The organism is Yersinia rochesterensis, from assembly GCF_003600645.1.
Taxonomy (GTDB): domain Bacteria; phylum Pseudomonadota; class Gammaproteobacteria; order Enterobacterales; family Enterobacteriaceae; genus Yersinia; species Yersinia rochesterensis.
Genome location: NZ_CP032482.1, coordinates 1293384 through 1311509, shown reverse-complemented (window position 1 = coordinate 1311509; position 18126 = coordinate 1293384). Strand labels below are relative to the sequence as shown.

Sequence of the window (18126 nt, the reverse complement as noted above, 5' to 3'; positions counted from 1 at the left end):
TTTCCTTATAGTTAGCCGCTTACCCGCCTCAAGATCTGATAGTTAGAACCCAAGATCCCCCGGTTGTTGCCAACAGTAAATGTTGCTAACAGAAAATGTTGCCAAGAGAAAATAGTGTGCACCAGATATTTGAAATGCTACTGGCGGTATTTGATCGCGCCGCACTGATGTTAATTTGCTTGTTCTTCCTGACCCGCACCCGCCTATTTCGTCAGTTACTACAAAAAGAGAAACATACGCCGCTGGAATTAGCCGCCGTCACCGCGATCTTTTCGCTGTTTGCTATTTTCGGCACCTATTCCGGCATTAATGTTGAAGGTTCTCTGGTGAATGTGCGGGTCATTGCCGTCATGTCCGGCGGTATTTTATTTGGCCCATGGGTCGGGATTATTACCGGGCTTATCGCGGGTTCCCATCGCTATTTAATTGATATTGATGGTATTACTTCGGTACCCTGCTTAATTACCAGTATTATTGCGGGCTTGATGTCGGGTTATATCAACCTGAAAGTCAAAAAAGAGCGCCAATGGAGTATTGGCATTCTGGCCGGTATGATTTGTGAATCGCTGACTATGCTCTTGGTGGTTATATGGGCCAAACCGACAGCACTGGGTATCGATATTGTGTCTAAAATCGCGATTCCGATGATTTTAGGGGCGGTCTGTATTGGGTTAATTGTGCTGCTGGTGCAGAGTGTCGAGGATGAAAAAGAAGTCATTGCTGCGCGACAAGCAAAATTGGCGCTGGATATTGCGAATAAAACCTTGCCCTATTTTCGCAATATCAACGGTGAATCATTGCGCAGTGTCTGTGAAATTATTCGCAATGATATCAAGGCTGATGCAGTCGCCATCACCGACACTCAACATATTTTGGCGTATGTCGGCGTCGGGGTGGAAACCTATAATATTGGCCATGAAATAATCAGTGATATCACCAAAGAAAGTATTCAGCGCGGTAAAATTACCATCCGCAATAATGATGAAGTCCACCGGACTCCCCAAATTCATTCCCTGATTATTATCCCGTTATGGGAAAAAGGTGAAGTCACTGGCTCGCTGAAAATCTATTATTGCCATGCCCACAAAATCACTTACTCACTCAAAGTCATGGCGGTAGGATTATCGCAAATCATTTCAACCCAGATTGAGGTTTCGCGTATTGAACACCTGCGCAAAATGGCCAATAAGGCGGAATTGCGCGCGCTGCAAAGTAAGATTAATCCGCACTTTTTATTTAATGCTTTAAATGCTATTTCCTCGTCAATTCGTATCAATCCAGATACCGCGCGCCAATTGATCATTAATTTGTCTCGTTATTTGCGCTATAACCTTGAATTAAATGATGAACAAATTGATATCCGTAAAGAACTGCATCAAATTCAAGACTATATCGCCATCGAACAGGCGCGTTTTGGCAGCAAGTTGACTGTCATTTATGATATTGACGATGATATTGCGCTAAAGATCCCCAGCTTGTTGATCCAGCCGTTGGTGGAGAATGCTATCGTGCATGGTATTCAGCCGTGCCGCGGTAAAGGTGTGGTGGTGATCGCAGTTAAAGACAGCGGCGACCAGATAAAAATTTCAGTGAAAGACACTGGCAATGGAATTAATCAGGAGACCATTGCGCGCGTGACTAATAATGAAATGCCAGGCAATAAAATTGGTTTACTGAATGTCCATCATCGAGTGAAATTACTCTATGGCGAGGGTTTGCAGATACGCAGAATGGAACCGGGCACCGAGATTTCTTTTTATATCAGCAAGAATGGTGGCAAAGTCCATGCAGAACCCAGTATTTCAGCCGGAGTTTAACCCGTGAAAGCAATTATTGTCGAAGATGAGTTTCTGGCTCAGGAAGAATTAAGTTATCTTATCCGCCAGCACAGTAATATCACCATCGAAGCCACCTTTGAAGATGGGCTGGACGTACTTAAATACCTGCAAAATCATCAGGTTGACGCCATTTTCCTCGACATTAACATTCCATCATTAGATGGGGTTTTGCTAGCGCAAAATATCAGCAAATTTGCCCATAAACCCTATATTATCTTTATTACGGCTTATAAAGAGCATGCGGTAGAAGCCTTTGAAATTGAAGCTTTTGACTATATTTTAAAGCCTTATCACGAATCACGCATTGTCACTATGCTGCAAAAATTGGAAGCGCTGCATAAGCGTGATCACCAAAATAAAGAGCAAAACAACAGCCCCAGTCACCGCCCGGCAGCCCATACCATCAATCTGATGAAAGATGAGCGCATCATCGTCACGGATATCAATGATATTTATTATGCAGCGGCGCAGGAAAAGGTCACTTTAGTTTACACGCGGCGCGCAGAATTCATTATGCCGATGAATATCACCGAGTTTTGCAGTCGCCTGCCTGAAGAGCACTTTTTCCGCTGTCACCGCTCTTATTGTGTAAATTTAGCCAAAATCCGCGAAATTGTGCCCTGGTTTAATAACACTTATATCCTGCGACTCAGTGAGTTGGACTTTGAAGTCCCCGTTAGCCGCAGCAAGATAAAGGAATTTAGGCAACTGATGCGCCTTTAAATGCATTTCATTCCTCTCTGAATGCAGCTCATTCCCCTTTCGATCTATAGTTATTAGCCCGCCCGTATACTGGTTTCATTCGGCGGGCTGATAACACCGCAATACCAGATTTCCGGTGCTCCATCAGCGCGTAATTCTTAGGCTCCGACGCCATTACTGACCACTATCACGTCAGTAATAGCCATATTCGGGCCGTATGCATTAATGTCTAAGGAGTCCGGCATGAGCAGTAAACCGGTAAATCGTTGGCTAATTGTTGTTGGTACCATCATCGTTCAGATGGGGTTAGGCACTATCTATACTTGGAGCTTATTTAATCAGCCACTGGGAGAAAAATTCAGTTGGTCACTGGGCGCGGTGGCGACCACTTTCTCTATCACCAGTTTCTCTCTGGCTATCGCCACATTATTTGCGGGCCGCCTGCAAGAGCGCATTGGTATCCGTAAACTGACACTGATTTCCGGCATCATCCTCGGTTTGGGGTTGATTGCCAGCTCTTTTGCCACTTCGCTCGGGATGATTTATCTGCTGGCGGGTATTGTAGTGGGCTTTGCTGATGGCACCGCCTACATCACCACTCTATCGAATCTGATTAAATGGTTCCCAGAACGTAAGGGGTTGATTTCAGGTATTTCTGTGGGTGCATTTGGCACCGGCAGCCTGTTGTTCAAATACGTGAATGCCAGTTTAATTGCTAACCAAGGTGTTTCGTTGGCTTTCTTCTACTGGGGCATTATCGTGATGGTCTTGGTTGGGGCCGGTTCTTTCTTGTTGCGGGAAAAAATCGTCGCGCCACAAGCCGCTAGCTTACAATCTGCCCATACTGGCCGTGATTTCAGTGTTAAAGAGATGCTGGCGGTCAAAGAATCTTACTTCCTGTTTGTCATTTTCTTCACCGCCTGTATGAGTGGTTTATATCTGATTGGTATCGTGAAAGATTTAGGCGTGCAACTGGCAGGAATGGATTTAGCCACCGCAGCCAATACCGTGTCCGCCATCGCCATTTTTAACACCGCCGGGCGTATTATTCTGGGGGCGCTATCCGATAAAGTTGGCCGCCTGCGGGTTATCAGTTTTACCTTGCTGGTGACCACCTTGGCAGTATCCGTATTAAGTTTTGTCCCGCTGACTCACGCCCTGTTCTTCTTGTGTGTTGGTGCCATTGCTTTCTGTTTTGGTGGCAATATCACGGTATTCCCAGCGATTGTCGGCGACTTCTTCGGTTTAAAAAATCACAGCAAGAATTACGGGATTATCTATCAAGGGTTTGGTTTAGGCGCACTGGCAGGATCATTTATTGCGGCACGTCTGGGCGGGTATCACGCGACCTTTATCGTCATTGCGGTGATGTCTGTGGTTTCCTTGCTGTTAACCCTGATTATCAAGCCGCCAAAAGGGGCGACTGCCGAGACAAAAAATATCTCAACAGCCCCAACTGCGGTCACTGCTAGCAGTCACGCGTAATCATTCTCCGCCGTAAAAAAGCAGAGCCTTGGCTCTGCTGAGGTTAATAACAAAACTGTTGATAACTGAGTGAGTGAAGGGTCGACCGCACCTAGGGGCACTTCGACGGCTTACGCCGTTACGACCCTAGCGGCACGTTTCTCCTTCATTTGACTTTGTCGGCAGTCGAAGCAGAAAGTAATAAATACGGCATCAAGGATGAAGGGTATGCCCTAATTTCTGACGCAAATAAGCCCCCGCCCCCAGCAAACCGGGTTGCTGATGAGTAATCATATAGACCGGAATATCCTGCAAGAAATCTTTGAAACGGCCTTTATCTTCAAAAGCACCGCGAAAACCGGAAGCTTTGAAGAACTCCATAAAGCGCGGCACAATACCGCCAGCAATATAGACACCGCCAAAGGTGCTGAGATTTAAGGCCAGATTGCCGCCAAAGCGCCCCATAATCACGCAAAATAGGGATAATGCGCGGCGACAGTCTGTGCAACTGTTAGCCAGAGCGCGTTCAGTCACATCTTTCGGGGCCAGATTCTCGGGCTGGCGGCCATCAGAAATCACAATTGCCCGATATAGATTGACCAGCCCCGGCCCGGAAAGCACCCGCTCGGCGGAAACGTGGCCCAGTTCCTGACGCAATACCGCCAAAATCCGGTCTTCTTCTTCACTATTGGGCGCAAAATCCACATGCCCGCCCTCACCCGGCAAGCTTATCCAGCGACTATCCACATTAACTAAATGCGCCACCCCCAATCCCGTCCCCGCACCATAGACCGCAACCGGTTTGCCCGGCTGTGGCGCTGTGCCGCCAAATTGCAGTACATCCTGCGGCGACAACATCGGGATCGCCATTGATACCGCGGTGAAATCATTGATGATTTCTAAGTGCTTTAGCCCCAGATTTTGCTGCATTTCGGCGATAGAAAATGCCCAAGTGTGATTGGTCATTGCTATCCAATCGCCAGTAATCGGGCAGGCAATGGCAATACAGCCGTGCCCTACAGTGACCTTATACTCTGATAAATATTGCCTAATAACAGCTTCCAGACTGTCGTAATCTAAACCTGAATATGTTTTTGCTTGTGATATTTCGCCGGTCGCCACAGCGCAAAGCGCCAAACGGGCATTAGTGCCACCAACGTCACCCACCAGGGCATAGCTCGTCATCAGAAACTTCTCCATTACAGATATTCTTAACTTCAATTATGCTCACTGTAAAATCAGGCTGGGGAAACAACAATCTCAATGCTGGAAACCGTTTCGCTTTGGGATAAAGATCACATAAAAACGTTTCAGCAGCGGCCACTTGCCACTGCTGACGGTAAAAAAATGCTGGGTAATGAGGTCAAAAATCAGTTTGAACCGCGCCCTTCGTCAGAAGCGGGCTTGAGTGCTACGGGCTGACGTGAGCGAATAATTCGCGCCCGCAAACTGTCATAGGCCCAGTTGTAAAACATCGTGTAAGGCAGGAAGAACAGGAAGAAACCAATCTCCAGTATCAATGCCTGTAACAGAGAAACCCCCAATACACCGGCCGCAATCGGCAAGCCAATTAAGATAAACCCACTTTCAAAGCCCAATGCATGGAATGCTCGCACACGGAGGGTTTTGGCAACACGGCTAACCGGCCAGAAGTGGTCGAATAAGCTGTTGTAAATAATATTCCACAGCATCGCCACTGAGGAGAGCAGCACGGTTAAGGTGCCCATCTGTAATATTGAACGATCCAGCAGCCATGCGCCAACAGGTGCACAAATCGAGATAGCAATGACCTCAAAACCCACGGCATGGATAATCCGCTCAAATAAAGATTTGCGATGAACTTGCATAAAACACCCACTTAATTAATCAGAAACAGATTGTCGATGGTGATTATCATCGATTTTTAAGATAGATTAAAAATAGAACCCATCGATAAAATAGATAGTTTATGCATTATTCCCCCGAAGCACTGATTGCGTTTGTCGAAGCCGCTGCCCTCGGCTCATTCTCAGCAGCTGCCCGCAAGCTGCGCAAAAGCCAGTCGACCATCAGCACCGCTATCACCAATTTGGAGGCGGATCTGGGTTTAACATTGTTTGACCGACAAGCCCGACTACCGGTGTTGACTGACCATGGGCGGCGAGTGCTCTCCCATGTGCAGGAAATTCTAGCTGCCAGTGAGCGGCTGGATAACCTCTCCATCCGTTTGGCGGCCCAGGTTGAGACCCGGCTGACATTTGTATTGTCTGATACCTATCAGCCTACCCATCATGAAAGCTTATTGCGCCGCTTTGAACAGCGTTATCCTGATATCGAATTTGAGTGTTTAATTGCCGAAGATTTCGATGTGATTGACTTACTGCAACTTAGGCGGGCGCATATTGGCGTGGTGGAAGTTCAGCATCATTACCCGCCGGACATTGCTGCTAACCGATTACCCGCCCAGACGGAAATGGCAATTTTTGTCAAACCCGACCATCCGCTGGCGCAGTTACCCCATGTCCACCCCGAACAATTAGCCACCACCCGACAACTTCGCCTGAATACTTATAACCGCACCGAGCGCAATCAGTCGCAGGGGCTAATGTGGTCAGCGCCGAGTTATTTGATGTTGCTGGAAATGGCAGAGCAAGGCTTCGGTTGGGCTATTTTACCGCGCTGGTTAGTTGAGCAATACAGTCATAAAAAACTGGTCGCCTTATCGACCCTTGGTTGGCCTAAAACTATCTCAATTGACGCCGTTTGGTCGAAAAAAACCCCGCCGGGGCCAGCAGGTTATTGGTTGTTGGATCAATTGACCGGTAAGACAAATAACGGCCAGTGAAGTCAGAGCGCTGTATTACCGGCCTGAAGAGATTTGGCTATATTGACCAATAATTCAAGCGCATCCATTTGCGGCAATACCACCACGATAAAAGCCAATCGTTATAGCTCTGCTGCGGCCCATAAATAGCTCATTCAACCACATACCCTTGGTTATTGATCAGAAAAATAATGGAATTTAATCCACCACGCAGCATTGATCCTAACTGACCAAATTCAGTGACCAAAAGCAGACTCTGTGATCTCGCCAACTTACGAGAATAGTGGAAACGCATACATTAAGGCGTCGTTTACTCTCATCAATAAGGGGCATCATGGTCTACCAAGCAGCTTCCTCCCGCTATCAGGAAATGGAATATTACCGTTGTGGTCGTAGTGGATTAATGCTGCCGGCTATTTCTCTCGGCCTGTGGCATAACTTTGGCGATAGCACCTTGTATGAAAATAGCCGTAATCTGATTCATCGGGCTTTTGACCATGGTATTACCCACTTTGATTTAGCCAATAACTATGGCCCGCCCCCTGGATCCGCTGAGCTGAACTTTGGCCGAATATTGCAGCAAGACTTACGCCCTTACCGTGATGAACTGATTATCTCGTCCAAAGCGGGCTATACCATGTGGCCCGGCCCTTATGGGGATTGGGGTTCAAAAAAATATCTGGTCGCGAGCATCAATCAAAGTTTGCAGCGCATGGGTTTGGATTATGTTGATATTTTCTATCATCACCGGCCAGACCCTAATACCCCGCTAGAAGAGACCATGGCGGCACTGGATTTACTGGTGCGCCAAGGCAAAGCCTTGTATATCGGCTTGTCGAACTACCCTGCGGCACAAGCGCGCCAAGCCTGTGAAATTCTCGCACAGCTCGGCACCCCCTGCCTGATTCACCAACCTAAATACTCTATGTTTGAGCGCTGGATTGAAGCCGAGTTACAAGATACGTTGGATGAATATGGCGTCGGTTCTATTGCTTTCTCGCCACTGGCGGGCGGCTTGTTAACTGACCGCTATCTGGCAGGAATTCCATTGGATTCTCGGGCAGCCAGTGACAGTAAGTTCCTGAATCCAGAGCAACTTTCAGCAGAGAAACTGGTCAAGGTTCGTCAATTAAATGAACTGGCGCTTGATCGCGGGCAGAAACTGTCGCAAATGTCGTTAGCTTGGGTATTACGTGGTGGGCGGGTGACGTCAGCCCTGATTGGGGCCAGTAAAACCAGCCAAATTGATGATGCCGTCGGCATGTTGGCAAATACCGAGTTCAGTGACGCAGAAATAAAAGCGATTGAAGATATTTTAGTGTAAACGTTCTCTTTTTAATCACTAAACAGGGGGGATGCCCCCTGTACCCTCTTCATTACCCCCACAGATAAATCCTAAATCCGTATTTTACAGTTTTATCCGAATCTCAACGGCTGACTTTCTGTTTAAGATGACGCCATAGCCTATAAGGCAAAAAAGGATAAATAATGTTAAAGACGGCCATATTTAAATCAATAATGTTAAAACTGAGTATCCTGAGGCCGAGAAAGATAAAACCTTGGCCGTCGATAACCATATTGCTGATAACAATATTAGCCTGGTTCCCTCTTATCCCCATGGCGAATGCCGAGAGCATTGAATTGCTGCCCAGTATTTCTTTACACATTGGCGAACAGGATCGCAATGGTAATTATTGGGATGGTTATGACTGGCGCGACCGCCAATGGTGGAAAAATCATCAAGGGCGAGATTTAGGCGAGCGTAATCGTCATGGTCATTACTGGGATGGTCACCGCTGGCAAGAGAGAAATTGGTGGAAAAAGAACTATTATTACCGCGAAGGGCGCTACTGGAAACATGACAAGCATCATGACAACCGCGGCAAAAAACATCACCGTGGCCAAGGGCGTGATCATCACCATCACGACTAACTCGCGTGCAGTCTCTCAGACGGGTTTATATCTTTAACCCGTCTGACTGATAAACCTAAAGCAGACTCGCCAGCAGATAACCATTTAATCCGATTACGAACAAGACAACAAATTTACCCAGAATCTGAGTCAGTTTGTTATCAACCAACTCCCCCATCAATTCTTTATTGCCGGTGAATACCAATAACGGCACCAGCGCCAATGCAATGCCAAAGCTCAGTAAAACTTGGCTCATCACCAGTATTTTAGTCGCGTCCATGCCGATCATAATGACAATAAAGGACGGCAACATAGTGATCGCGCGGCGTAGCCACATTGGAATATAAAAGTGCACAAACCCCTGCATCACCACTTGCCCAGCCATGGTGCCCACCACTGTCGATGACAGGCCGGCGGCAACCAAACTCAAACCAAAAACTGTGGCGGCAGCATTGCCCAGCAAGGGTTGTAAGGTCAAATAGGCTTCTTCGATTTCGGCAACATGTTGATAACCATTGAAATGGAAAGCCGCAGCAGCGGTTGCCATCATGGCCAAATTCACAAAACCAGCAATCGTCATGGCAATCGCCACATCAAACTTGGTTGAGGCGTAGCGCTCAGTTTTGGATTCTTTGCTTTCCGTCTGTGTTAATGCTGAATGCAGGTAAATGACGTGCGGCATAATTGTCGCCCCCAAGACCCCGGCGGCTAAAAACACCGCGTTACTGTTAGGTAAGCTCGGAATAATCATCCCGCGCCCCAGGGCCGCCAGTTCAGGTTGAGAGAAAATCAGTTCAACAATATAAGATGCCGCGACGAACAAAAGCAGCCCACCAATCACCATTTCGATTGGCTTTTGCCCACGGTTTTGCAGCATAAGAATGAGGAAAGTGGCGATGCCAGTCAGTACCGCGCCTTGTAGCAGTGTTACACCTAGCAGCAATTTGAAGCCGATAGCGGCCCCGATAAACTCGGCCAAGTCTGTTGCCATCACGATAATCTCGGCCTGCACCCAGTAAGCCCATACTACCGGGCGTGGGAAACGATCACGAATATGCTCCGCCAGATTCTTACCGGTCGCGATCCCAAGTTTTGCTGACAGCAATTGGACTAACATCGCCATGACATTAGCCCACACCACCACCCATAAGAGAGTATAGCCAAAGGTAGCTCCGGCTTGAATGTTAGTCGCAAAGTTACCGGGGTCGATATAGGCAATGGCAGCAATAAAGGCAGGCCCCATCAGGGAGAGTTTTATCCTCCTTGAGTTACGGCGGGGTGTATCGACAGCACGGCTATTCAACATTCAGTATTACCCTTGGAAATTTACGGCTACTCTCTTATCACCCATAATATCTAAATGATAATAATTATCAAGCGCATTTGGAATGGTGAAACTTATCTCTCTGATAGCTAATACCGCGTAATCTGCCGTGCAGTAAGGGAGGCGCTCTTGGTTTCTGAAAAATTGTGTTAAATACTGCATCGCAATTTCCGAGCTCGCTCACTACAATTGTTCAAACTAGCATATTTACACTATCCCTGTAGCATATTATTAACATCCTATTTTTTGTGATCAACCCCACTAATTTGTTTGCATTTATGAAAGTGAATTTCTATATTTGCTGTCTATATCTCGTTTTTAATGTAGCCGTTACATAAAATGTCCACCAAAACCTAGTCTGCCTCTAATTTGGAGCACATATGTCCCATATTCTACAGTTTGCGTTGGCCTTAGTCGTAGTGGCCATATTGGCTCTTGTTATCTGCAAAGATCGCAAAAGCATCCGCATTCGGTTTGTTATTCAATTATTGGTTATTGAAGTGTTGCTGGCGTACTTCTTCCTCCATTCAGAAGTTGGATTAGGTTTTGTGAAAGGATTCGCGGGCTTTTTCGACAAATTACTGGGGTTCGCTGCTACCGGCACTGATTTTGTCTTCGGTAACATGGGGGATAAAGGCCTCGCATTCTTCTTCCTGAGAGTGCTGTGTCCTATCGTCTTTATTTCTGCTCTCATTGGTATTCTGCAGTACATTAAAGTTCTGCCCGTCATTATTCGTATTATTGGGACTTTATTGTCCAAAGTTAACGGCATGGGTAAGCTGGAATCATTCAACGCAGTCAGTTCACTGATTCTGGGCCAATCTGAAAACTTCATCGCCTATAAAGATATTTTAGGCAAAATGTCTGAAAAACGCATGTACACCATGGCAGCAACGGCAATGTCGACAGTCTCGATGTCAATTGTCGGTGCTTATATGTCAATGCTGGATGCGAAATTCGTGGTCGCCGCGCTGGTGCTTAACATGTTCAGCACCTTTATCGTGTTGTCGCTAATCAACCCGTATAAAGCTGAGGATGAAGAAGAGTTACAGCTGAGCAACTTGCATGAAGGTCAAAGCTTCTTTGAAATGCTGGGTGAATACATCTTGGCCGGTTTCAAAGTTGCCATTATCGTAGCAGCAATGCTGATTGGTTTTATCGCATTGATTGCTGCGATGAATGCTCTGTTTAGCCTGCTGTTTGGTATTAGCTTCCAGGGTATTTTGGGCTATGTCTTCTTCCCGTTTGCTTGGGTAATGGGCATTCCTGCTCATGAAGCCTTGCAAGTCGGCGGTATAATGGCAACCAAATTGGTTTCTAACGAATTTGTGGCCATGATGGACTTGCAGAAAGTGGCATCAGAATTGTCACCACGTAGTGTGGGTATTCTGTCCGTATTCCTGGTTTCATTCGCTAACTTCTCTTCCATCGGCATCGTCGCCGGTGCGATTAAAGGCCTGAATGAGCACCAAGGTAATGTCGTTTCTCGTTTTGGCTTGAAGCTGCTGTACGGCTCTACACTGGTCAGTGTGCTGTCTGCGTCTATCGCGGGCCTGGTACTCTAAGTATCAGAAAATAATCTCTAAAAAGGCGCTACGGCGCCTTTTTTTATGCCTGTGATTCGAGGGCATGCTATTTGATGTAATGATGCTTATTGGCAGGTTAAAAAGCTAAAGATATAAGTCGGTAAAAAGAAATGGGGGAAATAGCTATTTGGAAGTTTTGGGGGGGTTACTAAGGTACTGGATATAATGGTGGGTCGTGCGGGATGACTCGGCCGCGGGCCTCGCCCTTCGGGTCAACGCTAAAGCGTTGCTGTCTCGCTTCGCTCGGCTCGAACCTGAACGCAGGATCTCACCCACACGATATCGTGTAGTATGCAACTTCTGAGTTTGAGGGATTTAATAAGATACTAGATATAATGGTGGGTCGTGCGGGATGACTCGGCCGCGGGCCTCGCCCTTCGGGTCAACGCTAAAGCGTTGCTGTCTCGCTTCGCTCGGCTCGAACCTGAACGCAGGATCTCACCCACACGATATCGTGTAGTATGCAACTTCTGAGTTTGAGGGATTTAATAAGATACTAGATATAATGGTGGGTCGTGCGGGATTCGAACCTGCGACCAATTGATTAAAAGTCAACTGCTCTACCAACTGAGCTAACGACCCATTATATAATGCTGAAAGTATAAAAGTGGTGGGCGATACCAGATTCGAACTGATGACCCCCTCCGTGTAAAGGAGATGCTCTACCAACTGAGCTAATCGCCCACTTTTACTACTTTGATACTTCAAACAATGAGAGATGAGTGGTGGGCGATACCAGATTCGAACTGATGACCCCCTCCGTGTAAAGGAGATGCTCTACCAACTGAGCTAATCGCCCTCATCTATCTCATTTAATGCTTTGTATTTCATTTACTTTATAACACGTCGAGTTTGGTGGGCGATACCAGATTCGAACTGATGACCCCCTCCGTGTAAAGGAGATGCTCTACCAACTGAGCTAATCGCCCCGCCGTGTTGTTGGAGTCGCATTATAGGGATAGTTCGAAGTGAGTCAACGGTTTTTAAAACGAAAACAATCGTTCGCCGCAAATTTAAACAGGATGCGATATTTATCGCCACTATGAACCTTGGCATACCGGTAACATCGTTGAGGAATTGTCTCAGGGTGGTAGAATGTCGCCTACTTTTTCGAATTTCGAGCAACAGCCAGCTTTTGCTGGTCGGCGTAGCGTAATAAGGCATCGAACCCAATGAAAATCAAAACCCGTTTTGCACCCAGTCCTACCGGCTATCTTCACGTCGGTGGCGCACGTACCGCGTTGTATTCCTGGTTGTTCACTCGCCACTTTGGTGGTGAATTTGTTTTGCGTATTGAAGATACTGATCTTGAGCGCTCAACTCAGGAAGCTATCGACGCCATTATGGACGGTATGAACTGGCTAAATCTGGATTGGGATGAGGGCCCGTATTTCCAAACCAAACGTTTCGATCGCTACAATGCGGTCATTGACCAAATGTTGGAAAACGGCACTGCTTATAGATGCTATTGCTCCAGAGAGCGTCTGGATGAATTGCGCGAAGCCCAAATGGCCAATGGTGAAAAACCCCGCTACGATGGCCGCTGCCGCGATAGCCAGTGTACCCATGGTGCTGATGAACCTTCTGTCGTGCGTTTTCGTAACCCACAGGAAGGCTCGGTTATTTTCGATGATAAAATCCGTGGCCCAATCGAATTCAGCAACCAAGAGCTGGATGATCTAATTATCCGCCGTACCGATGGTTCGCCGACTTATAACTTCTGCGTGGTGGTTGATGACTGGGATATGGAAATCACCCATGTTATCCGTGGTGAAGACCATATCAATAATACCCCGCGCCAGATTAATATCTTGAAAGCGCTGGGCGCGCCGGTTCCTGAATATGCCCACGTTTCAATGATTTTGGGTGATGACGGCAAAAAACTGTCTAAGCGCCATGGCGCGGTCGGTGTGATGCAATACCGCGATGACGGCTATCTGCCAGAAGCGCTGTTGAACTACCTGGTCCGCCTGGGCTGGTCTCATGGTGATCAGGAAATATTTTCTGTTGCTGAGATGACCGAGCTATTCACACTGGATGCGGTCAGCAAATCTGCCAGTGCCTTCAATACTGAAAAACTACAATGGCTGAATCATCACTATATCAATAGCTTGCCGCCAGAACAGGTTGCAGTTCACTTGTCATGGCAGGTTGAGCAGTTGGGTATTGATACTCGCAATGGCCCTGAGTTGGCCGAGATAGTTAAGTTATTAGGTGAGCGCTGTAAGACATTAAAAGAAATGGCCGAATCTTGCCACTATTTCTATGAAGAGTTTGATGAGTTCGATGCAGACGCGGCGAAAAAACATTTGCGCCCTGTGGCCCGTCAGCCCCTGGAGGCAGTTAAAGCCAAACTGGCTGCTATCACCGAATGGACGACTGAAAACGTTCACAATGCCATTCAGGGCACCGCTGATGAGCTAGGTGTAGGTATGGGCAAAGTTGGCATGCCGCTGCGTGTTGCTGTCACTGGCGCAGGCCAATCACCGGGTATGGATGTCACTGTTCATGCCATCGGGCAGGCGCGCTCGCTAGCACGTATTGATAAAGCTCTGGCTTTTATCAGTGAGCGTGAAGCGCAGCAATAAATTCTAACTCATTTATTAGGCGGCTGACTAAAGTCGCCTTTTTTATGCTGTTTTCTCACTGATTTGGCGGCTTTTTCAGCGCTTAACCTAAGAAATAGAATTAGCCGTTGACACTGTTTCAGGGGTTTCATATCATGCGCCCCGTTCACACAATTTATTATGTGCGCATTGGGGCTATAGCTCAGCTGGGAGAGCGCTTGCATGGCATGCAAGAGGTCGACGGTTCGATCCCGTCTAGCTCCACCAAATTTCTTGTTTGGTAAAGTTTTCAAACTCGATAAGTGGATGGCATATAATTCAATACGAACAACCACATTTGTGGGGCTATAGCTCAGCTGGGAGAGCGCTTGCATGGCATGCAAGAGGTCGACGGTTCGATCCCGTCTAGCTCCACCACTCTTTAAAAGACCGGCCTATGGCCGGTCTTTTGCCTTTTAAGCTTTGCTCCCGTTATTCTCTAATTTATCATTCCGCACTGTTATTCTGTTTTTCTTCAAATCTGTTTTTTCTTCAAATACATTGATTACAGAGGAAGTAGCCGATGAACCAACGACAGCAAATCATTGAATGGTTACGTGCCGACCCCTATCGGATGCAAGCTTTATCTTTTGCCCGTGAACTTCGGTTAAACCAGTGGTGCTTGGCCGCAGGATTTGTCCGTAATCTGGTGTGGGATAAGCTGCATCGATACCCTTCCTCTACCCCACTTAATGATATCGATTTAGTCTATTTCGATGAGCAAAACACCCGCGAGCAGCATGATTCACAGCTTGAAGATCAACTTAATCACTCAACATCAGCCCGGCATCAATCATTCCCGTGGTCAGTCAAAAATCAGGCCAGAATGCACCTGCGCACTGGACGCCAACCTTACACCAGCACCGAAGATGCCATCAGCTATTGGGTTGAAGTGGAAACGGCCATTGGTGCCAGCCTTAAAGAGAATGGCGATATTGAGCTGGTCACCCCGTTCGGTTTGGCTGCTTTGTTTAGTAAAACTATTACGCTGAACAGCAAAAATGGTGAAATCGATACTTACTATCAGCGGGTCAATAGCAAAGGTTGGCAACAACATTGGCCTGAATTGCGCTTGGTGGTTTAGCCACACATAAGCGCTCAAAAAAAACGCCAAGTGATAATATTGTGTAAAACCGCCCTTAGAAGTTAAAGGTTAATATCCCCCTCGTCGATAAGCATTACTCCACTCATGTTATTTCAAGGAATAATGATGTCGACCACAATATCTGCAGCATCAATCTCTGTGAGCAGTAGTAGCTCGTCAGACAACAGTAGCGCGGCACAGATTAAATCCATTAATCAAGAGATCCAAAAACTGACCGAAAAGTTAAGTACCTTAACAGACTCGGATTTAACTGCTGATGAGTTAAAAAAACAGCAACACCAAATTCAGAATCAAATTGCTGCACTACAAGCTGAAATTGCGCGTATTCAAGCCAAAGAAGCGGAGAAAACCAAAGAAGGGGACAACAATACTGTCAGCGCACCGGCCGGTGATGGCGTCAACCGCCCTTCGGTACAGAACCAGATTGACGTTTATATTTAATGCCGGTGATGCCTTAAAAAACAAGACTATGGCGATGACGGGCATCCGCCCATCGCCATATTTTAGAATGCCAGATTAGCCGCGTTTAAGTGGTTTAACTAAACTATCCAGCCCTTCAATCTTGATGGCCAGAGTCATCTCCATCAGCATACCCAGCTTGCCTTGAGGAAACTCACCTTTGCGCGCAAACCAAAGCAGATACTCCTCCGGAAGATCGATCAATACCCGGCCCTGATATTTACCGAAAGGCATACGGGTATTGGCGATCTCAACTAAATTTTCTTTTTCCACATGCCCCTCCGAATGCCCTTTCATGAGTAAGATTATTCACCAAGCAAAAGGATCATTTCTGCTTCATCGATAACCTTAATCCCCAGTTCCTGCGCCTTCACCAATTTTGAACCAGCAGCTTCACCCGCAATCACCAGATCCGTTTTCTTGGAAACACTGCCACTCACTTTTGCCCCTAAAGCAGTCAGGCGATCTTTTGCTTCGTCACGTGAGAGAATGGTCAGCGAGCCAGTGAGCACCACGGTTTTTCCGGCAAATGGGCTGTCGATCTCTTCGGCAATAATTGGTTGAGGCTCCGGCCAACTGATCACTTTTTCCAGCGCTTCGATCACTTTCTGATTGTGTTCTTCACCGAGGAAATTCCGCACATGTTTGGCCACTATTTCCCCCACATCCGGCACACTTTTTAATGCTTCAATATCTGCCGCACGCAGATTTGCCAGATTACGGAAGTGAGCCGCTAAGTTAGCCGCTGTCGCCTCCCCCACCTCACGAATGCCCAAAGCATACAAAAAGCGGGCAAAAGTGGTTTGTTTCGCTTTTTCTAGCGCCGCTATCAGATTTTGTGCGGACTTCGGCCCCATCCGGTCCAACCCGGTCAGCTTGCCCGCAGTCAGTGTGAATAAATCAGCAGGATTCTCAACATACTGTTTTTCCACCAGTTGCTCGATAATCTTGTCACCCATACCTTCGACATCCAGCGCCCGGCGCGAAACAAAATGCTTCAATGCCTCTTTGCGTTGCGCGGCGCAGAATAACCCACCAGTACAGCGAGCGACCGCTTCGCCCTCAACCCGCTCAATATCAGAGCCGCACACTGGGCAGTGTTCAGGGAAAGTAATCTCTTTAGCATCCTGCGGGCGCTGCTCCATCACTACGCCCACCACCTGCGGAATAACATCTCCGGCACGGCGGACAATTACGGTATCGCCAATGCGTAAACCCAAGCGCTCGATTTCATCGGCATTATGCAGAGTGGCATTGCTGACAATCACGCCCGCCACTTGTACAGGTTCCAGCCGGGCTACCGGGGTAATCGCACCGGTGCGCCCCACCTGAAATTCTACTTCACGGACTTGAGTTATCTGTTCTTGTGCCGGGAATTTAAATGCCGTCGCCCAGCGCGGTGCGCGTGCCACGAAACCCAACTGCTCTTGCAAGTCGAGTGAATCAACTTTGATGACCACACCATCAATATCAAAACCTAAACCGGCGCGGTCTTGTTCAACTTGACGATAGAAAGCAATGACTTGCTCGCTGCCAGTGCACAGTTTGACCCGATTACTGACCGGTAAGCCCCAAGCTTTAAACTGCATTAGGCGCTGAATATGACTGCGGGGAAGTTCACCGCCCTCCAATAAACCCACGCCATAGCAGAAGAAGGTTAATGGCCGTTTAGCGGTAATACGCGGGTCAAGCTGGCGCAGTGAGCCAGCAGCCGCATTACGCGGGTTAGCAAAAATTTTGCCCCCTTTGCGGCGCGCCTCGTCATTCAGTTGCTCGAAACCGGCCTGTGGCATAAAGACTTCGCCACGAACTTCAACCCGACGCGGGATATTATCCCCTTGTAAACGCAGCGGAATAGCCCGGATAGTGCGCACATTGGCAGTGATATTTTCACCGGTGGTGCCATCACCTCGGGTTGCGGCCTGTACCAGTTCACCCTCTTCATACAACAAACTCACCGCTAAACCATCAAGCTTCAATTCACAGCAAAATGTCAGCGGTTCCGCGCTTTTCAGCCGGTCATGCACCCTTTTATCAAAAGCCAGATAACTCTCTTCATCAAAGACATTATCCAGAGACAGCATCGGGACTTCATGTTTAACCTGCTCGAATGCATCAAGAGGCGCGGCGCCTACCCGTTGAGTCGGTGAGTCATTGGTAATCAGTTCGGGATGTTGTGCTTCCAAATCGCGTAATTGCTGCATCAACCGGTCGTATTCAGCATCAGGGATCTCTGGCGCATCCAGCACATGATATTGATGCTCGTGATGGCGCAATGAGGTTCTTAGTTGATTAATTTGCTGAATTATCGATTCCATGGCTCACCAT

At 47.4% G+C, this 18126-nt stretch carries 15 protein-coding genes, 6 tRNA genes and 2 other RNA genes; 12 read left to right on the top strand and 11 right to left on the bottom strand.

All coding sequences use genetic code 11. From position 1 onward, the window contains the following. The first annotated feature begins 116 nt into the window (after positions 1 to 116). The 3 genes from DXZ79_RS06120 to DXZ79_RS06110 all read left to right on the top strand — a co-directional run bounded on the left by DXZ79_RS06120 (position 117) and on the right by DXZ79_RS06110 (position 4025). Complete coding sequence (locus DXZ79_RS06120) at positions 117 to 1817, top strand: sensor histidine kinase (protein WP_038634925.1); 1701 nt, start codon at positions 117 to 119, stop codon at positions 1815 to 1817. Positions 1818 to 1820: 3 nt separating this feature from the next. Further along, positions 1821 to 2561 (top strand): LytR/AlgR family response regulator transcription factor, encoded by a 741-nt coding sequence (locus DXZ79_RS06115; RefSeq protein WP_038634928.1) that lies wholly within the window; start codon positions 1821 to 1823, stop codon positions 2559 to 2561. 222 nt (positions 2562 to 2783) lie between these two features. After that, positions 2784 to 4025 (top strand): L-lactate MFS transporter, encoded by a 1242-nt coding sequence (locus DXZ79_RS06110; protein WP_038634930.1) that lies wholly within the window; start codon positions 2784 to 2786, stop codon positions 4023 to 4025. 192 nt (positions 4026 to 4217) lie between these two features. On the opposite strand, the gene glk is transcribed toward DXZ79_RS06110, so the two are convergent. Together glk and DXZ79_RS06100 are read right to left on the bottom strand one after the other, a co-directional pair. Then, positions 4218 to 5189, bottom strand: coding sequence for a glucokinase (gene glk / locus DXZ79_RS06105; protein ID WP_038634933.1), 972 nt, complete (start codon positions 5187 to 5189; stop codon positions 4218 to 4220). A gap of 185 nt (positions 5190 to 5374) precedes the next feature. Further along, positions 5375 to 5851: a multidrug/biocide efflux PACE transporter gene (locus tag DXZ79_RS06100; protein WP_038634936.1), complete on the bottom strand. Its 477-nt coding sequence runs from the start codon at positions 5849 to 5851 to the stop codon at positions 5375 to 5377. A gap of 101 nt (positions 5852 to 5952) precedes the next feature. Between DXZ79_RS06100 and DXZ79_RS06095 the strand changes: the two genes are divergently transcribed. The 3 genes from DXZ79_RS06095 to DXZ79_RS06085 all read left to right on the top strand — a co-directional run bounded on the left by DXZ79_RS06095 (position 5953) and on the right by DXZ79_RS06085 (position 8739). Then, on the top strand, positions 5953 to 6828 hold the full coding sequence (locus tag DXZ79_RS06095; RefSeq protein WP_120011157.1) for a LysR family transcriptional regulator: 876 nt from the start codon (positions 5953 to 5955) through the stop codon (positions 6826 to 6828). Positions 6829 to 7141: 313 nt separating this feature from the next. Next, positions 7142 to 8131, top strand: coding sequence for an aldo/keto reductase (locus DXZ79_RS06090; RefSeq protein WP_050291460.1), 990 nt, complete (start codon positions 7142 to 7144; stop codon positions 8129 to 8131). A gap of 164 nt (positions 8132 to 8295) precedes the next feature. Continuing rightward, a complete protein-coding gene (locus tag DXZ79_RS06085) occupies positions 8296 to 8739 on the top strand; it encodes a DUF2502 domain-containing protein (RefSeq protein ID WP_072089030.1) in 444 nt (147 codons plus the stop codon). Positions 8740 to 8794: 55 nt separating this feature from the next. Here DXZ79_RS06085 and DXZ79_RS06080 read toward each other — a convergent pair whose 3' ends face one another. After that, positions 8795 to 10024 (bottom strand): Nramp family divalent metal transporter, encoded by a 1230-nt coding sequence (locus DXZ79_RS06080; protein WP_038634952.1) that lies wholly within the window; start codon positions 10022 to 10024, stop codon positions 8795 to 8797. A gap of 398 nt (positions 10025 to 10422) precedes the next feature. Here DXZ79_RS06080 and DXZ79_RS06075 point away from each other — a divergent pair, with 398 nt between their 5' ends. Then, the gene (locus tag DXZ79_RS06075) at positions 10423 to 11607 is read left to right on the top strand and encodes a NupC/NupG family nucleoside CNT transporter (RefSeq protein WP_038634955.1); all 1185 of its coding nucleotides are present in this window, start codon (positions 10423 to 10425) and stop codon (positions 11605 to 11607) included. 187 nt (positions 11608 to 11794) lie between these two features. Here the strand turns inward: DXZ79_RS06075 and DXZ79_RS06070 are convergent. From DXZ79_RS06070 to DXZ79_RS06045, 6 genes are all read right to left on the bottom strand, one after another. Further along, a non-coding RNA gene (locus tag DXZ79_RS06070) (RtT sRNA) lies at positions 11795 to 11920 on the bottom strand. 44 nt (positions 11921 to 11964) lie between these two features. After that, positions 11965 to 12090, bottom strand: a non-coding RNA gene (locus DXZ79_RS06065) — RtT sRNA. Between the two features lie 44 nt (positions 12091 to 12134). Continuing rightward, positions 12135 to 12210, bottom strand: a tRNA-Lys gene (locus DXZ79_RS06060). A gap of 26 nt (positions 12211 to 12236) precedes the next feature. Continuing rightward, positions 12237 to 12312 (bottom strand) — tRNA-Val (locus tag DXZ79_RS06055). A gap of 39 nt (positions 12313 to 12351) precedes the next feature. After that, positions 12352 to 12427: transfer RNA gene (locus DXZ79_RS06050), tRNA-Val, on the bottom strand. Positions 12428 to 12481: 54 nt separating this feature from the next. Beyond that, positions 12482 to 12557 (bottom strand) — tRNA-Val (locus DXZ79_RS06045). Positions 12558 to 12800: 243 nt separating this feature from the next. Here DXZ79_RS06045 and gltX point away from each other — a divergent pair. From gltX to DXZ79_RS06015, 5 genes are all read left to right on the top strand, one after another. Continuing rightward, on the top strand, positions 12801 to 14216 hold the full coding sequence (gene gltX, locus DXZ79_RS06040; protein WP_050291462.1) for a glutamate--tRNA ligase: 1416 nt from the start codon (positions 12801 to 12803) through the stop codon (positions 14214 to 14216). A 170-nt stretch (positions 14217 to 14386) separates the two neighbouring features. Next, positions 14387 to 14462: transfer RNA gene (locus DXZ79_RS06030), tRNA-Ala, on the top strand. Between the two features lie 74 nt (positions 14463 to 14536). Beyond that, positions 14537 to 14612, top strand: a tRNA-Ala gene (locus DXZ79_RS06025). Between the two features lie 145 nt (positions 14613 to 14757). Continuing rightward, on the top strand, positions 14758 to 15318 hold the full coding sequence (locus DXZ79_RS06020; RefSeq protein ID WP_120011156.1) for a nucleotidyltransferase family protein: 561 nt from the start codon (positions 14758 to 14760) through the stop codon (positions 15316 to 15318). A gap of 126 nt (positions 15319 to 15444) precedes the next feature. Further along, positions 15445 to 15780 carry a FlxA-like family protein gene (locus tag DXZ79_RS06015; RefSeq protein ID WP_038634964.1) on the top strand — a complete coding sequence of 112 codons (336 nt, stop codon included), beginning with the start codon at positions 15445 to 15447 and terminating at the stop codon, positions 15778 to 15780. A 75-nt stretch (positions 15781 to 15855) separates the two neighbouring features. Here DXZ79_RS06015 and DXZ79_RS06010 read toward each other — a convergent pair whose 3' ends face one another. Together DXZ79_RS06010 and ligA are read right to left on the bottom strand one after the other, a co-directional pair. Then, the gene (locus tag DXZ79_RS06010; RefSeq protein WP_004703771.1) at positions 15856 to 16071 is read right to left on the bottom strand and encodes a DUF3820 family protein; all 216 of its coding nucleotides are present in this window, start codon (positions 16069 to 16071) and stop codon (positions 15856 to 15858) included. A gap of 32 nt (positions 16072 to 16103) precedes the next feature. After that, the gene (gene ligA, locus DXZ79_RS06005; protein ID WP_038634971.1) at positions 16104 to 18116 is read right to left on the bottom strand and encodes an NAD-dependent DNA ligase LigA; all 2013 of its coding nucleotides are present in this window, start codon (positions 18114 to 18116) and stop codon (positions 16104 to 16106) included. Positions 18117 to 18126: the final 10 nt, after the last annotated feature.

Bases quoted from the DNA above. Each gene is read 5' to 3' on its own strand.
- glk (WP_038634933.1), bottom strand. From the start codon at position 5,189: ATGACGAGCTATGCCCTGGTGGGTGACGTTGGTGGCACTAATGCCCGT.
- DXZ79_RS06095 (WP_120011157.1), top strand. From the start codon at position 5,953: ATGCATTATTCCCCCGAAGCACTGATTGCGTTTGTCGAAGCCGCTGCC.
- DXZ79_RS06090 (WP_050291460.1), top strand. From the start codon at position 7,142: ATGGTCTACCAAGCAGCTTCCTCCCGCTATCAGGAAATGGAATATTAC.
- DXZ79_RS06020 (WP_120011156.1), top strand. From the start codon at position 14,758: ATGAACCAACGACAGCAAATCATTGAATGGTTACGTGCCGACCCCTAT.
- DXZ79_RS06085 (WP_072089030.1), top strand. From the start codon at position 8,296: ATGTTAAAGACGGCCATATTTAAATCAATAATGTTAAAACTGAGTATC.
- DXZ79_RS06075 (WP_038634955.1), top strand. From the start codon at position 10,423: ATGTCCCATATTCTACAGTTTGCGTTGGCCTTAGTCGTAGTGGCCATA.
- DXZ79_RS06080 (WP_038634952.1), bottom strand. From the start codon at position 10,024: ATGTTGAATAGCCGTGCTGTCGATACACCCCGCCGTAACTCAAGGAGG.
- DXZ79_RS06100 (WP_038634936.1), bottom strand. From the start codon at position 5,851: ATGCAAGTTCATCGCAAATCTTTATTTGAGCGGATTATCCATGCCGTG.
- DXZ79_RS06110 (WP_038634930.1), top strand. From the start codon at position 2,784: ATGAGCAGTAAACCGGTAAATCGTTGGCTAATTGTTGTTGGTACCATC.
- ligA (WP_038634971.1), bottom strand. From the start codon at position 18,116: ATGGAATCGATAATTCAGCAAATTAATCAACTAAGAACCTCATTGCGC.
- DXZ79_RS06015 (WP_038634964.1), top strand. From the start codon at position 15,445: ATGTCGACCACAATATCTGCAGCATCAATCTCTGTGAGCAGTAGTAGC.
- gltX (WP_050291462.1), top strand. From the start codon at position 12,801: ATGAAAATCAAAACCCGTTTTGCACCCAGTCCTACCGGCTATCTTCAC.